The 14,533-nt window shown below is 72.0% G+C and carries 15 protein-coding genes; 4 read left to right on the forward strand and 11 right to left on the reverse strand.

Annotation, left to right across the window (positions count from 1 at the left end; translation table 11 throughout):
* Positions 1–29: 29 nt before the first annotated feature.
* From ACFYUS_RS01125 to ACFYUS_RS01135, 3 genes are read right to left on the reverse strand one after another with little or no spacing between them, the layout of a single operon-like run.
* Positions 30–761 carry a TetR/AcrR family transcriptional regulator gene (locus ACFYUS_RS01125; RefSeq protein ID WP_388844273.1) on the reverse strand — a complete coding sequence of 244 codons (732 nt, stop codon included), beginning with the start codon at positions 759–761 and terminating at the stop codon, positions 30–32.
* Between the two features lie 10 nt (positions 762–771).
* Positions 772–1,197: a thiol-disulfide oxidoreductase DCC family protein gene (locus ACFYUS_RS01130; protein WP_388844275.1), complete on the reverse strand. Its 426-nt coding sequence runs from the start codon at positions 1,195–1,197 to the stop codon at positions 772–774.
* 17 nt (positions 1,198–1,214) lie between these two features.
* Positions 1,215–1,646, reverse strand: coding sequence for a hypothetical protein (locus ACFYUS_RS01135; RefSeq protein WP_388844276.1), 432 nt, complete (start codon positions 1,644–1,646; stop codon positions 1,215–1,217).
* A gap of 133 nt (positions 1,647–1,779) precedes the next feature.
* Between ACFYUS_RS01135 and ACFYUS_RS01140 the strand changes: the two genes are divergently transcribed.
* Positions 1,780–2,571, forward strand: a complete 792-nt coding sequence (locus ACFYUS_RS01140) for an alpha/beta fold hydrolase (RefSeq protein WP_388844278.1) — start codon at positions 1,780–1,782, stop codon at positions 2,569–2,571.
* Here ACFYUS_RS01140 and ACFYUS_RS01145 read toward each other — a convergent pair.
* Positions 2,546–5,023, reverse strand: coding sequence for a DUF4132 domain-containing protein (locus ACFYUS_RS01145; protein ID WP_388844280.1), 2,478 nt, complete (start codon positions 5,021–5,023; stop codon positions 2,546–2,548). The two genes, ACFYUS_RS01140 and ACFYUS_RS01145, sit on opposite strands and share 26 nt — an antisense overlap.
* 32 nt (positions 5,024–5,055) lie before the next feature.
* Positions 5,056–6,279 carry an MFS transporter gene (locus tag ACFYUS_RS01150; RefSeq protein ID WP_388844282.1) on the reverse strand — a complete coding sequence of 408 codons (1,224 nt, stop codon included), beginning with the start codon at positions 6,277–6,279 and terminating at the stop codon, positions 5,056–5,058.
* An 85-nt stretch (positions 6,280–6,364) separates the two neighbouring features.
* Between ACFYUS_RS01150 and ACFYUS_RS01155 the strand changes: the two genes are divergently transcribed.
* The 3 genes from ACFYUS_RS01155 to ACFYUS_RS01165 are packed head-to-tail and all read left to right on the forward strand — an operon-like array spanning position 6,365 to position 9,693.
* Entirely contained in the window at positions 6,365–6,898 is a 534-nt protein-coding gene (locus ACFYUS_RS01155; protein ID WP_388844284.1) for a MarR family winged helix-turn-helix transcriptional regulator, read from the forward strand.
* A gap of 49 nt (positions 6,899–6,947) precedes the next feature.
* Complete coding sequence (locus ACFYUS_RS01160) at positions 6,948–7,244, forward strand: hypothetical protein (protein WP_388844285.1); 297 nt, start codon at positions 6,948–6,950, stop codon at positions 7,242–7,244.
* Between the two features lie 4 nt (positions 7,245–7,248).
* A complete protein-coding gene (locus tag ACFYUS_RS01165; protein ID WP_388844287.1) occupies positions 7,249–9,693 on the forward strand; it encodes a DUF4132 domain-containing protein in 2,445 nt (814 codons plus the stop codon).
* A gap of 6 nt (positions 9,694–9,699) precedes the next feature.
* Here ACFYUS_RS01165 and ACFYUS_RS01170 read toward each other — a convergent pair whose 3' ends face one another.
* The 6 genes from ACFYUS_RS01170 to ACFYUS_RS01195 form a co-directional block, all read right to left on the reverse strand.
* Entirely contained in the window at positions 9,700–10,185 is a 486-nt protein-coding gene (locus ACFYUS_RS01170; protein WP_388844289.1) for a hypothetical protein, read from the reverse strand.
* A gap of 120 nt (positions 10,186–10,305) precedes the next feature.
* Positions 10,306–11,064, reverse strand: coding sequence for a succinate dehydrogenase iron-sulfur subunit (locus tag ACFYUS_RS01175; protein ID WP_388844291.1), 759 nt, complete (start codon positions 11,062–11,064; stop codon positions 10,306–10,308).
* On the reverse strand, positions 11,064–12,818 hold the full coding sequence (sdhA, locus tag ACFYUS_RS01180) for a succinate dehydrogenase flavoprotein subunit (RefSeq protein ID WP_388844293.1): 1,755 nt from the start codon (positions 12,816–12,818) through the stop codon (positions 11,064–11,066). The genes ACFYUS_RS01175 and sdhA overlap by 1 nt, the downstream gene beginning before the upstream one ends.
* Before the next feature lie 25 nt (positions 12,819–12,843).
* Positions 12,844–13,320 carry a succinate dehydrogenase hydrophobic membrane anchor subunit gene (locus tag ACFYUS_RS01185; protein ID WP_388844295.1) on the reverse strand — a complete coding sequence of 159 codons (477 nt, stop codon included), beginning with the start codon at positions 13,318–13,320 and terminating at the stop codon, positions 12,844–12,846.
* A gap of 8 nt (positions 13,321–13,328) precedes the next feature.
* Positions 13,329–13,709, reverse strand: coding sequence for a succinate dehydrogenase, cytochrome b556 subunit (gene sdhC, locus ACFYUS_RS01190; RefSeq protein WP_041130883.1), 381 nt, complete (start codon positions 13,707–13,709; stop codon positions 13,329–13,331).
* Positions 13,710–13,901: 192 nt separating this feature from the next.
* On the reverse strand, positions 13,902–14,495 hold the full coding sequence (locus ACFYUS_RS01195; protein WP_388844297.1) for a 2-oxo-4-hydroxy-4-carboxy-5-ureidoimidazoline decarboxylase: 594 nt from the start codon (positions 14,493–14,495) through the stop codon (positions 13,902–13,904).
* Between the last annotated feature and the right edge of the window lie 38 nt (positions 14,496–14,533).

Here is a 14,533-nt window from a genome sequence, read left to right on the forward strand (position 1 = left end):
GATCAAGTCAGCCGGATTCAGGCCTTCTCCTACGGCTTCGGGCTCGCCTTCTTCTTGGGCTTGCCCGAGGCCGCCATTCCGGCCGCCGTCGGCATGAAGTCGGAGAGCAGCTCGTGGGTCTCCTTGACCAGCGGGCGCAGGATCCGGAAGCGGGAGAGCGAGATCGCGCGGGCGGTGACCGGCGCGAGGCGCTCGACGAGGCGCCGGCTGTTCGCCGCGCCCTCCGAGCGGTCGTACACCCAGAACAGCACCAGGCCCATCTGCTGGAGCCACAGCAACTGCGGGAGGGCTTCCTTCAGTTCCGGGTCGACCTTGACCGAGGCGCCGGAGATGACCCGCCGGTGCACCTCGATCGCGGCCTCGCGCGGGCCCTCCGACTCGGGGGAGAAGGGGCTGAGCGGGCTGTCCGGGTCGGCGGCGTTCTTGAAGAACTGGGCCGCGAACTCGTGGTACGGCGCCGCGATGTCGAGCCAGCCGAGGTAGACGCCCCGGATCCGGGCGGTCAGGTCCTTCTCGTCACCGCTCAGGATGGGCTCGACGGCCGCCTGGTGCTCCTCGGCGATCCGGTCGTAGAAGCCCTGGACGAGGTGCTCCTTGGAGGAGAAGTAGTAGTACGCGTTGCCGACGGAGACCCCGGCCTCCTGGGCGATGGCCCGCATCGTCGTCTTGTCGTAACCGCGCTCCTTGAACAGCCGGAGCGCGGTTTCGAGGATGAGCGTGCGGGTCTGCTCGCTCTTGGGGGCCTTCTTCTCTTCCGTCACGGAGTCGAGCCTAACGGGGCGGAACGGGAGCTTCGCAGTGCCCGCCCGCGCAGGACCGGTCGTCCGGTCCCGGTCCCTTGAGGGCCTCGCGCCACTTCGCGGCCGCGAGGACGGTCATCCGGGCGAAGGGCTGTCCCGCGGGGGTGGCCAGCCAGTGGGCCTTGGCCCGGTGGTCGGCCAGGGCCCAGAGGCAGACGATCCAGGCGGAGGTCTCGCGGTAGACCTGGCCCCGGTCCCCGATCACGGTGATCTCCCGCAGCGTGGCGGCGTGGTCGAGGTCCGGGAAGAGGTGCCGTGCCTGCTGCGAGCCGGCCGGTACGAGGTCGAGCCGGACGAGCTGCCGTTGGCGCAGCAGCCAGTGCCTGAGGTGCACGCAGAGCGGGCAGTCGGCGTCGTACAGCACGGTCAGGTGTCCCACGGGGGTCGTGGGGCGCACCGGGGTCGCCACGGTGGTCAGGCCTGCGGCGCGGGCGGGGCCCAGGGGCCCTGGGGTGCCTTGGTCCAGCCCTGCGGGCCGACCGGCGGCACCTGTTCGCGCTCCATGACCCCGCGGCGGCGGATCTTGTTGAGCGCGTACACGTTGCCGAGGTGCATCACGCCGAGGACGAGCAGGACCACTCCGAGCTTGACGGAGAGGGCCTCGAAGAGCGCCCGGGCGTCGAGGACGGCGTCGTCCTGGCTCAGGTAGAGGGCGACGAAGCCGAAGTTGACGAGGTAGAAGCCGACCACCAGGAGGTGGTTGACGGCGTCCGCGAGCTTCTCGTTCCCGTGCAGGACGTCGGACAGGAAGATCCTTCCGTTGCGGCTGAGCGTGCGGGCGACCCAGACGGTGAGGGCCACGCTGATCAGCAGGTAGGTGATGTACGCGACGACAGTGAGGTCCATGCCCCACCCTCCCTTGAACGCGTTCAAAAGCTGGCGGTCATGACTGTAGACCTCCTCTTGAACGTGTTCAAGTCGTATGTGTGCGGCGTGCGCATGAGTGGCCCCGCCGGGTGGAGGCGCTTAGGGTCGGCGGGTGACGCTCTCTCATGACCTGGCCGGTACCGGCCCCTCGACCGTCGTCCTGCTGCACTCCGGGGTCTGCGACCGCCGGATGTGGGACGGACAGTTCTCCGCGCTGGCCGCGGCGGGACACCGCGTCGTCCGCTGCGACCTCCGCGGCTTCGGCGACAGCCCGATCGACGCCCCGCACACCCACGCCGAGGACGTCCGCGCCCTCCTCGACCACATCGGAGCCGAGCGCGCCGCCGTCGTCGGCTCCTCCTTCGGCGGCCGCGTCGCCCTCGAACTCGCCGCCCTCCACCCCGGACGCGTCTCCGCGCTCGCCCTCCTCGCCTCCGGCATCCCCGGCATGGCGCCCAGCGCGGAGCTGCGGGCCTGGGGCGCCCGCGAGGACGCGCTCCTCGAAGCGGGCGACCTCGACGCGGCCGTCGAGCTCAACGTCGACACCTGGCTCGGGCCGGAGGCGGGGGAGGACGCCCGCGCCCTCGTACGGGACGGGCAGCGGCGCGCCTTCGACCTCCAGCTCGCCGCCCCCGAGGAGAACCACCCCGTCGCCCCCGAGGTCACCCGTGACGACCTCGCCGGGATCCAGGCCCCCGCCCTCGTCGCCTCCGGCGCCCACGACCTGCCCGACTTCCGGGCCGTCGCCGACGAGCTCGGCGGCCTCCTGCCCGCCGCCCGCCGGGTCGACCTCGACTGGGCCGGCCACCTCCCCGCCCTGGAACGCCCGGACGAGACCGCCCGGCTCCTCGTCGCGTTCCTGGCCGAGACCTCCGAGCTCAGCCCCGGCGTATCTGCGCGGTGATCGTCGGGTCGGTGATCCGGTCGTCGGCGGCCAGCAGCAGCGCCTTCGACAGGATCACCGACAGCAGCCCGCCGTCCTCCTCGAACGGCAGGAACACCTTCCCCCGGTCCCGCGCGCGGTCGGCCACGACGCACAGGTACGAGTCGTCCGGCTCCATCAGCACGTTCCCCGAGCCCAGATGGATCCGGTACGCGCGCAGTTCGCCCCGCACCCGCAGGAAGCGGTCCGTCAGCTCCACCCGGTCCGCGATCCGCGTCCGGGGCAGCAGCCGGGCCAGCGTCTCGCGCCGGATCACCGCCGACTCCGTCAGCGCGCCGAACGACCAGCTCTCCCAGTACGCGTCGTACGCCCGGTCCTCCCCGCGGTCCCGCCACTGCGGGTCCGCCCCGATCGACGCCACCCCCACGAACAGGTCGACGTCCCGCAGCGCCTCCGAGAGCACCAGCGCCGGTGCGTCGGCCAGCGCGACGGCCTCCCAGGCGCCCCGCGCGCCCGTTCTCCTCTCGAACCGGACCTGGTCCGTGGAGCACAGCCGGGCCACCCCGTCCCCGCGCGACCCCTCGTCGACCATCTCCACGAAGAACCGGGCCCGCCAGCGCGCCCCCTCGCCGGCCGGCAGCTCGCCCGGCGCCGGCAGCTCCTTCACCAGCTCCGCCGCGTAGCCGTCCGAGAAGTACCCCAGGTGGTTCCCCGTCCAGCCGCGCTCGGCCATCAGCGCCCGCGCCTGCCCGTACCGCAGGACGTGCCCCGCGAAGCGGTTGGAGTACGAACCGGTCGCGAGCTCCGCCGGAGTCAGCGGGTACACCTCGCGGAAGACCTGCTTGAACGGCTGCCGCTCCTCCCGCTCCGCGACCGCCGCCCGCCACTCGGCGACCTCCTCGCCGCCGGCCCGCAGCGGATGCCACAGCCGCAGCCGGGCACCCGGGCCGACCGGCCGCGCCGTCCCGTCGTGCCCGGCGAGGGCCCAGCCGCCGCCCGCCCGCTCCGGGACGCCGGCCGTCCACCCTTCGCCCTCCGCGACCTCCCACAGCAGCGCCCGGGCGACCGCCCCCGTCACCGGGTGGTCGACGTAGTACCGCTGCCAGTCCTCCGCCGGCCAGACCGTCCCCGCCGCGAGGTGCTCCTCCAGCCGGGACCGCTCGGCGGCGACCAGCGCCTTCAGCTCCCTGAGCCCGGCCCTGACCTCCTTCCACTCCTCCCCGCGCGCCTCCCGGACCTCCTTCGGTGCCGCCTTCAGGAGCCTCCCCTCCGGGCCCCGGAACGACAGCGCGACCGCGCCCGGCTCCCGTACCGCCAGCTCCGCCGTGTACGCCCCGAGCGGCACCTCCCGGATCCCGCGCCCGTCCAGACCGAGCGTCGCGATCCCGCGCTCCCTGAGCATCGACGGCGTGAGCCCGGCGCGGGCGGCGACCGCCTCCAGGGCCTTCACGATCCCCTTGTTGACGGTGCGGTTCTTGACCTTCTTCGGCAGCCGGCCGAGCCACTGCGCGGCCTCCCCGGCCCGCGCCCCCTCGCACGCGCCGAGCACGGCGACGGCCGTCGTGGCCAGGGGCTGGCTGCGGCAGAACCCGCCGGAACCCCCGAGCCCCGTCCCCGCGTTCAGCGCGACGGCCCCGGCGAGCGGCACGGCCCAGTCGGCGTCGGCGTCGAGCGCCACCCACAACAGGCCCCGCACCAGGCAGGTGTTGGGGTCGCCCGCGAGACCCCAATGGTTCATGCCGTACTCGCCGAGGTCGTCGATCCGGTGCTCGACCTGTGCGGCGATTCCCTCCAGGAGGAGGCGTACGACGTCCGTTCCCCGGTCGGTCGCCGCGAGCAGGGCCGCCGCCCGTCGGCGCCACACCCGGGTCGCCCTGGGCCTGTCCAGGAGGGCGCAGTGCCCGAGGAGGGCCGCCACGCCCGCCCCCGCGAGCAGCTCCCCGTGCGCCGCGCGCATCGCCGGGCCGTACTCGTCGAGGTCGTCGAGGACGTGGCGGGGGAGCCTGCCCGGCGGTGCCGTCGCCTCGCGGCGCAGCAGGACGTCCATCCGGTCCCGTATCGCGGCGAACCCGGCGAACTCGCCGCTCCGGTACGCGCGCAGCGACTCGGCCGTCCGGCGCAGTGCCCGGACCCGGGCCCGGTCGAACTCCGGGGCCTGCTCGGCCGCCGACAGGGCGATCGGCACCAGGGTCATGAAGGAGCCCCGCAGCTCGTACCCGGAGGCCGCCGCGTCCTGGCCGGCGAGCCGCGCCAGGAGTCTGTCGGATTCCTCGGTGCCCCAGCCCAACTCCTGCCGGGACAGGTCGTCGAGGAGCGCCGATACCTGGTCCGGCCTTCCGCCGCAGGCCCGCAGGTGCAGCGCGAGCGCCCACTCCCGGCGCCCCTCCGCCCCCAGGGAGCCGATCAACTCGCTTACCACCTCCGGACCTTCCGCCAGCGCCTCGTTCACTTCCCTGCCCGTGATCCCCACCATGCTCCCGACGGTAGAGGACCCCACTGACAGCCCTACCTGAACCGCCTCACCCCCGGCACGAGCGCCGTCCCCAGGCAGCACCCGCCCACCACCACGGCGGCGGCGAGCAGCGGCACCCGGGGGCCCCAGGCCGAGGCGGCGAGCGGGGCGAGGGCGTAGCCCAGGGGCATGGCGGCCAGCGAGAGCAGCCAGTCGTACGAGGTGACGCGGGCGAGCGCGTGGGCGGGGACCGCGCGCTGGACGGCGGTCTCCCAGACGGGGGAGAGGAAGCCGAGGCCCGCCTGCGCGAGCCCGTACGCCGCGATCGTCAGCCACGCGGGCGCGGCGAGGGCGAGCAGGACCAGCGGCAGCGCGTACGTGGCGAGGCCGAGGTTCGCGGTGAGGATCGGGCGGCGGGGGCGGACCCGGTCGGCGAGCAGCGCCCCGAGGAGGAAGCCGACGGCGCCGACCTGGAGGAAGACGATCCAGGTGGTGCCGCCGCCGAGCCGCTGCACGGCGATGGCGGGGCCGAGGGTCATGAGGACGGCGGCGGCGCCGTTCCAGGCGCTGTGGCCGACGAGGCTGGTCCAGTACCAGTCCCGGGAGCGGACCTCCTGCCAGCCCTCGGCGAGGTCGGCGCGGAGCGAGCGGCGCGGGATCGGGATCCGCTTCACCCGTACGGCGGTCAGGAGCAGGGCGCTGACGGCGAAGGTGGCCGCGTCCAGGACGAACGCCCAGCCGGGGCCGATGGTCAGGACGAGGGTGCCGGCGAGCGCGGGGCCGGCGAGGCGGGTGCCGCTCTGGGCGACGCCCATCGCCGCGTTGGCCCGGTGCAGCGCCTCCGGCTCCACCGTGCCCTTGATCAGGGGCGAGCCGGTCGGCATGGCGAAGGCCCCGGCCGCGCCGCCGAGGGCCTCGGCGACCGCGAGGACGGCGAGGCTGGGGGTGCCGCCGAGCAGCTGGACGCCGACGAGGAGCTGGGTGGCGCAGCGCACGAGGTCCGTGGTGAGCGCGACCGTGCGGGCGTCGAAGCGGTCGCCGACGACCCCGCCCACGGGCAGCAGGAGCAGCTTGGGGACCATCGCGCAGCCGAGGACCAGGGCGAGCGCCGAGGAGGAGCCGGTGGCCTCCAGGACGGCGAGGGCGAGGGCGGCGGGGATGGCGGCGTCGCCGAGGAGGGAGAGGGCGCGGCCGGTGAAGAGGAGGCGGAAGGGGCGGGTGCGGAGGGGGTGGGGGACTGCCGGAGGCGCGGCGGGGCGCGCGGGGGCGGTGGACATGGGACGCAGAGTATTTCGGTACCGAATAATTCGTCAACGAAATACTTCTCGTGAGAAGAGCGGACTCCCGACGTACGATCTCCCCATGGGGCACCCCGATGAGCAGCAGGAACCGCGCGACTGGACCGACGAGCACGTCGCCCGCTGGCAGCCCGTCCTGCCCGGCCTCGACCCCGTCGTCGAGGGCGCCGTCACCCGGATGAAGAAGCTCTCGGTCCATCTGCGCCGGGTCAGGGAGCAGTCCCTCGTCGACTTCGACCTGGAACGCCACGAGTTCGACACCCTCCACAAGCTCGCGGGCCGCGGCGGCAGCGCCGCCCCCTCCGAGCTCGCCCAGGACCTCGACCTGGCCCCCGCCTCCGTCTCCGGCCGCCTCGACGCCCTGGAGAAGCGCGGCTTCGTCCGCCGCACCCCGTCCACGACCGACCGGCGCCGGGTCGTCGTCGAACTCACCGCCTCCGGCCGCGAGACCTGGCTCGGCGCGATGGACGTCCTCGGACACGAGGAGGAGCGGCTGCTCGGCATCCTCGACAAGGACGAACTGACGCGGCTCAACGACATGCTCCGGCGCGTCATGCTCCTCGCCGAGGAGGGCGTCTCCCAGCACTGGCACGCCTGACGCACCCCGCGACGGCCCGTTGTCAGAGGCCTCTCCTACGCTGCTCCGCATGGCAATGGTGACCTTCGTCGACGAGACGACGTCAGGAGCGCGGACCGAGGCCGGCGGCCTCTCCGTCGCCGAGGAACGCCTCGCGCTGCGCGAGCTGATCCGCCGCCGGGTCGAGCAGGAGGCCGCCCCGGGGACGGCCGGGCACGAGTTCGCCCGCGCGGTCGAGGCGTTCGGACGGAACGGCTTCCTGGTCCTCGTGGGGGACCGTCAGGTCGAGGAGCTCGACGACGAGGTCGAGTTGGGCCCGGGCGTCGAGGTCACGTTCCTCAAGCTCGTACCGCTGGTGGGGGGCTGACGGAATGCAGGCGATCGATACGGTCGAGGAGATCGTGGCCCGCGGGAACATGGGTGAACTGGCCGACGCCCTGGTGCGGATCGGCACCCTCGGCGACAACAGGTGGGACCGGGAGCGGGCCGGGATGCTCGCCCTCGTCCGGGATCTCCCCGAGGACGAGCGCACCCGCCTCACCACGGCCTGGGTCGCGCGCTTCCAGCGCGGCACCGACGCCGAGAACGTCCGCGCGGTGGTGCTCACGCTGGCCGGGATCATCGGCCGGGACCTCCCCGGCGACCAGCTCTCCACCGAGCGCCTGAAGCGCATCGAGGAGCTCCAGACGCAGTACGCGTACGGGTACGCCGCCGACGGCGAACTGGTCACCCTCGCCCGCGGCGAGCTCGACGCCGGCCGCCCCCTGCCCGGCGGCTTCGTCGCCATGCTGCGCCGCTGCCAGAAGACCGCGTACCTCGCGGACGAGACGCTCGGCAGGATCCTCGGCCGCATCGACGACCCCGTCCTCAACCCCGGCGAGCCCTGGGCCGAACAGGCCATGGCCGAGGCGCCGCCCGGGCTCCTCGCGCACCTGCTCACCGCCACCGGAGCCCGGCCCACCGCCGCCTGGGACAAGAAGGCCCTCGCGCTCGCCGCCGCGGCGGAGAGCCCCGAGGCCCTGCGCGACACGGCCGCCCGCTGGCTCGGGCTCGTCGGCGCGCCGCGCACCATCGAGCTGTACGTGCACGAGGGCTGGGCCGACCACAACAAGACCTACGACCCGTGCAACGCCGACGCGCTCAAGGGCCTCGCCTGGCTGGTGTCCCTGCTGCCGCCCGACCCGGCCGCCGTACGGGCCCTCGGCAGGCTCGTCGAGACCTCCCTGCGCAAGGTCCCCGGCATCGGCCCGCACAGCCCCAAGGTCGCCAACGCGGCCGTGCTCGCCCTCGCCCGGACCGACCACGAGGCCGCCCTCGGCGAACTCGCCCGGCTCTCCGCCAAGGTCACCTACAAGGGCACCCTCAAGCAGCTCACCGCCGCCCTCGACGCCAAGGCGGCCGCACTCGGCGTCGGCCGCGAGGAGATCGAGGAACTGGCCGTCCCCGCGTACGGGCTGGCCGAGGTCGGCCGTCGCGAGATCCGGCTCGGCGACTCCCACGGGCTCCTGGAGGTGCACGGCGCCAAGACGAAGCTGACCTGGACCAACGCCAAGGGCAAGCGGGTCGCGGCCGTCCCCGCCGAGGTCCGCCGCGACCACGCCGAGGCCCTCAAGGAGCTCAAGGCCTCCGCCAAGGACATCGAGAAGATGCTCGGCGCCCAGAGCGACCGCCTGGACCGCCAGTTCCTCGCCCGCCGCAGCTGGAACCTCCGGACCTGGCGCGAGCGGATCCTCGACCACCCCCTGGTCGGCACCCTCGCCCGCCGGCTGGTCTGGGCCCTCGGCGGCGAGACCCCGGTCCTCTTCGACGGCACCGACCTGCGCACCCTCGACGGCGAACCGGTGTGCGCGTCGCCCACCGCGACCGTCACCCTCTGGCACCCCGTCGGCCGCCCCGCCGCCGAGATCCTGGCCGTCCGCGAGCGGCTCGAACGGCTCGGCGTCACCCAGCCGTTCAAACAGGCCCACCGCGAGACGTACCCGCTCACCGACGCCGAGCGGACCACCGCCACGTACTCCAACCGCTTCGCCGGGCACATCCTGCGCCAGTACCAGCTCAACGCCCTCGCCGTGCAGCGCGGCTGGACGGCGAAGCTGCGGCTGGCCGTGGACGACTCGTACCCGCCGCTGTCCCGCGAACTCCCCGAGTGGGGGCTGCGCGCCGAGTACTGGGTCGAGGGCGTCGGCGGCGACCAGGACGGCGACCTCACCGGCTCGTACGCCTACGCCCAGGTCACCACCGACCAGGTCCGCTTCCACCGGATCGACGCCGAGCAGAACTGGGCGCACGCGGGCGGCGGCGCGTACACCGTCCGGTCCCAGCCGGTGCCCCTGCGCGAGATCCCCGAGCAGGTGCTCTCCGAAGTCCTGCGGGACGTCGACCTGTTCGTCGGCGTCGCCAGCGTCGGCAACGATCCGACGTGGCAGGACGGCGGCCCCGGCGGCCGGCACCGCGACTACTGGCAGCGGTACGGCTTCGGCGAGCTCTCGCAGAGCGCCGAGACCCGCCGCGAGCTGCTCGCCCGCCTGGTGCCCCGGCTCGCCATCGCCGAACGGTGCGCGGTCGAGGGCCGGTTCCTGGAGGTGCGGGGCGACCTCCACACGTACCGCGTCCACCTCGGCTCGGGAAACGTGCTGATCGCGCCGTACGACCGGTACCTGTGCATCGTCCCGAAGCGGGCCTCCGCGGCGGCGGACGCGGCCGGCCCGCTGCCCTACGAGGGCGACGGCATGCTCGCGATCGTCCTCAGCAAGGCGATGCTGCTGGCCGACGACACGGCCATCACCGACCCGACGATCCTGAGCCAGCTCGGATGACGAGGGTCAGACGCTGAGCGTCCGGGCGTAGTTGAGCTGCCCCATCACCCAGAAGAAGGTGTCGGGCGTGGTGGCCGGGACGAACGTGGAATGGTGCCGGCCACCGCTGCTCACCGTGACCTGGATGTAGCCGGTGGTCCGCTTCTCCTTCATCAGCAGGAACAGCAGACCGAGCAGGCAGAGGAGGGCGAAGACGATCGCGAGGACGATCGCCACGGTGGGGATGACCTCGTCGGTCCGCGACATGTCCATCGCGTTCCACACGGCGCCCTTCAGGGGCATCGGACCGCCCGGCGTCATGATCTGGTCGCCGACCACGGTGATGTCACCGAGGATCAGCAGCGGCACCGCGCCGAACGCCGCCGCGTGCTGCGGCGACGGGTAGCCGTACCCGGGCACCGCGTCCTGCGGATAGCCGTACCCCGGCGCCCCGCCCTGCTGCCCAGGCCCCCACTTGTACTCACCGTCCGCGTAAGGGTTCGGCTCGCTCATCGGTCCCCGATTCTCTGTGCCCTGGAAAAGCGTCGCGCCCTGGAAGAGCGGCGTGCCATGGAAAAGCCCGCTCCCGCACGCAGAAGCGTACAGAAGCGGGCTCTCCGGCCGGGCGGACTGTCAGAAGCGACGCGTGATCAGCGCGCGCTTGACTTCCTGGATGGCCTTCGTGACCTCGATGCCACGCGGGCACGCGTCGGTGCAGTTGAACGTCGTGCGGCAGCGCCACACGCCGTCCTTGTCGTTCAGGATCTCCAGGCGCTGCTCGCCCGCCTCGTCACGCGAGTCGAAGATGAAGCGGTGCGCGTTGACGATCGCGGCCGGACCGAAGTACTGGCCGTCGTTCCAGAAGACCGGGCAGGACGACGTGCACGCGGCGCACAGGATGCACTTGGTGGTGTCGTCGAAGCGCTCGCGGTCCTCGGCGGACTGCAGACGCTCGCGCGTCGGCTCGTTGCCCTTGGTGACCAGGAACGGCATGACGTCCCGGTACGCCTGGAAGAACGGCTCCATGTCGACCACGAGGTCCTTGAGGACCGTGAGGCCCTTGATGGCCTCGACCGTGATCGGCTTCTCCGGGTTGATGTCCTTGATCAGCGTCTTGCAGGCGAGCCTGTTCTTGCCGTTGATCCGCATCGCGTCGGAGCCGCAGATGCCGTGCGCGCAGGAGCGACGGAAGGTCAGCGTGCCGTCGATGTCCCACTTGATCTTGTGAAGGGCGTCGAGGACACGCTCCTTCGGGTCGATCTCGATCTGGAAGTCCTCCCAGACCGCGGCGTCCGACACCTCGGGGTTGAAGCGGCGGATCCGCATCGTGACCGTGATGTACGGAGAGGCGGCGGACTCCGCCTCGACCTTGTCCAGTACGGGGGTAGCCATCAGTACTTACGCTCCATCGGCTGGTAGCGGGTCGTCACGACCGGCTTGTAGTCGAGACGGACGGTCTCGGAGCCGTCCTCGCCGACCTCGCGGTACGCCATGGTGTGGCGCATGAAGTTGACGTCGTCGCGGTTCGGGTAGTCCTCGCGGTAGTGACCGCCGCGGGACTCCTTGCGCGCCAGGGCCGAGACGGCCATGACCTCGGCCAGTTCGAGCAGGTTGCCCAGCTCGATGGCCTCCAGGAGGTCGGTGTTGAAGCGCTTGCCCTTGTCCTGGATGGACACGTTCTCGTAGCGCTCGCGCAGCTCGGCGATCTTCTCGACGGCCGTCTTGATGGTCTGCTCCGTGCGGAACACCATCACGTTGGCGTCCATCGTCTCCTGGAGCTCGCGGCGCAGGTCGGCGACCCGCTCGCTGCCCGTGGAGTTGCGCAGCTTCTCGATCTGCGCGACGACCATGGCCTCCGGGTTCTCCGGCAGCTCGACGTAGTCGTGCTTGGCGGAGTACTCGGCGGCGGCGATGCCGGAACGCTTGCCGAAGACGTTGATGTCGAGCAGCGAGTTGGTGCCGAGGCGGTTGGCGCCGTGCACGGAGACACAGGCGACCTCGCCGGCCGCGTACAGGCCCGGGACGACGGTGGTGTTGTCCGAGAGGACCTCACCCTCGACGTTCGTCGGGATGCCGCCCATGGCGTAGTGCGCGGTGGGCTGGATCGGGATCGGGTCCGTGTACGGCTCGATGCCGAGGTACGTACGGGCGAACTCGGTGATGTCCGGGAGCTTGGCGTCGAGCTGCTCCGGCGGGAGGTGCGTCAGGTCCAGGTAGACGTGGTCGCCCTCGGGACCGCAGCCGCGGCCCTCGCGGATCTCCGTGTAGATGGAGCGGGAGACGACGTCACGGGACGCGAGGTCCTTCATGACCGGCGCGTACTTCTCCATGAAGCGCTCGCCGTCCTTGTTGCGGAGGATGCCGCCCTCACCGCGGGCGCCCTCCGTCAGCAGGATGCCCATGCGCCAGATGCCCGTCGGGTGGAACTGGAAGAACTCCATGTCCTCCAGGGGCAGACCGCGGCGGTAGCAGGCGGCCTGGCCGTCACCGGTCAGGGTGTGGGCGTTGGAGGTCACCTTGAAGAACTTGCCGGTGCCGCCGGAGGCGTAGATGACGGCCTTGGCCTGGAAGATGTGGATCTCGCCGGTGGCCAGCTCGTAGGCGACGACGCCCGCGGAGTGCTTGACGCCGTCGACCTCGGTGATGAGCTGGTCGAGGACGTAGAACTCGTTGAAGAACTCGACACCCTCCTTGACGCAGTTCTGGTACAGCGTCTGGAGGATCATGTGGCCGGTGCGGTCCGCGGCGTAGCAGGACCGGCGGACCGGGGCCTCGCCGTGGTTGCGGGAGTGACCGCCGAAGCGGCGCTGGTCGATCGTCCCGTTGGGCGTCCGGTTGAACGGCAGGCCCATCTTCTCCAGGTCGAGGACGGCGTCGATGGCCTCCTTCGCCAGGATCTCGGCGGCGTCCTGGTCGACCAGGTAGTCACCGCCCTTGACCGTGTCGAAGGTGTGCCACTCCCAGTTGTCCTCCTCCACGTTCGCCAGCGCGGCGGCCATGCCGCCCTGCGCGGCGCCCGTGTGGGAGCGGGTGGGGTACAGCTTCGTCAGCACGGCGGTGCGGCTGCGCTTCGTCGACTCGATGGCCGCGCGCATGCCGGCGCCGCCGGCGCCGACGATGACGGTGTCGTACTTGTGGATCTTCATGACGTGGATTACCTCAGCCCCGTGCCTAGCGGATGTTCGGGTCGAAGGTGAAGATCACCAGCGTGCCCAGAAGGATGGTGAACACCGTGGCGGTGTACAGCAGGCCCTTGAGCCACAGGCGCGTGTTGGCCCGCTCCGCGTAGTCGTTGATGACCGTACGGAGACCGTTGGCGCCGTGCAGCATGGCGAGCCAGAGCATCAGCAGGTCCCAGACCTGCCAGAACGGGGACGCCCAGCGGCCGGCCACGAAGGCGAAGCCGACCTTGGAGACGCCGCCGTCCAGCACGAGCTGGATGATGAGGTGGCCGATGACCAGGACGACGAGGACCACGCCCGAGAGGCGCATGAAGAGCCACGCGGCCATCTCGAAGTTGCCGCGGGTCGCGCGCGGGGTCTTGCCCGTGCGCTTGCGGGGGGCCTCGATGTACGGCGCGGGGTTGTCCACGTCGTAGTGCGCGCCGCCCTCGACGGGGCCGATCGCGGTGGAGGTGTCAGCAGACATGAGTGGCGTCAGCTCCCGAACAGTTCACGTGCGGCGTGGTTGAGGACGGGGTAGACGGCACCCGCCATCAGCACGACCCAGACGCCCACGACGGTCCAGAGCATCTGCTTCTGGTAGCGCGGGCCCTTGGACCAGAAGTCCACGGCGATGACCCGGAGGCCGTTCAGCGCGTGGAAGAGGATGGCGGCGACCAGGCCGTACTCGAGAAGAGCGACGATCGGCGTCTTGTAGGTCGCGACGACCTCGTCGTACGCCTCGGGGGAGACGCGGACGAGAGCGGTGTCCAGCACGTGTACGAACAGGAAGAAGAAGATGAGGACGCCGGTGACTCGATGAGCCACCCAGGACCACATTCCTTCCCGGCCGCGGTACAGCGTTCCAGCCGGCACGGAAAAACCCTCCGGGAGCGGGGATCAGGGCCGGCCGGCTTCTCTGTCGGTCTGGCCCGGCCGGGTACGGTCCACCGGCCCCGGTCATCGTAGCGACGACTCGTCGGTTCGCTCGCGCGGGGTCCGTCAGTGTGATCAAACAGGCACGGACGGGCTATCGAGCGGGAACGAAACGCCGTATTCCGGACGAATTTACGCCGCGGTGAGGCCGAAGGCGAGCCGGGCGCGGGCGAGCCGACGCAGTTCGTCGGCGGCCACGACTCGTTCCTCCTCCGGTTCGTTGCCGAGACGTGACCGGATACCGGCCAGTAACCGGTCGAGCCGCTCGTTCTGCCGGACTCCGTCCAGGCTGATCACGAAGGCGTGCCCGAAGCGGCTCTCGTACGCGGCGTGGGCGGCGCGCAGGGCGGTGAGGGCCGCCGGCGGGGCGTCGGGGTGCGGGGTGGTGGCGGACTCGGCGGCGAGCGCCTCGTCCAGTTCGGCCCGCGACAGGTCGTAGGAGGCCTCGTCGGCGGCGGCGAGCAGCGCGTCGAGCGTCGGGTACGGGCGGTGCGCGCTCACCCGTTCGGCCCAGCGGCCGCTCGCGCAGCAGTCCAGCAGGAACGCCTCGGCGTCCCCGGGCGGGGCGGCGTTGAAGCGGACGAGGCCGGAGAGGTGCCGGGCGGCGCCCTGCTGGGCAGGTATGGCAGGCGTGTCCGTGGAGCCCGGGTTCCGGCAGGGGGCGTGGGTGTCGCTGCTCAGCGTGGGCTCCGGTACTCCGGGACGGGTGGGGTGGGCGTGACTCAACGTTATCGACGGGATGAGGGAAGTGTCCGACGGATGCA

Origin of the sequence: Streptomyces sp. NPDC004284 (genome assembly GCF_042874035.1) — a bacterium.
Lineage (GTDB): Bacteria > Actinomycetota > Actinomycetes > Streptomycetales > Streptomycetaceae > Streptomyces.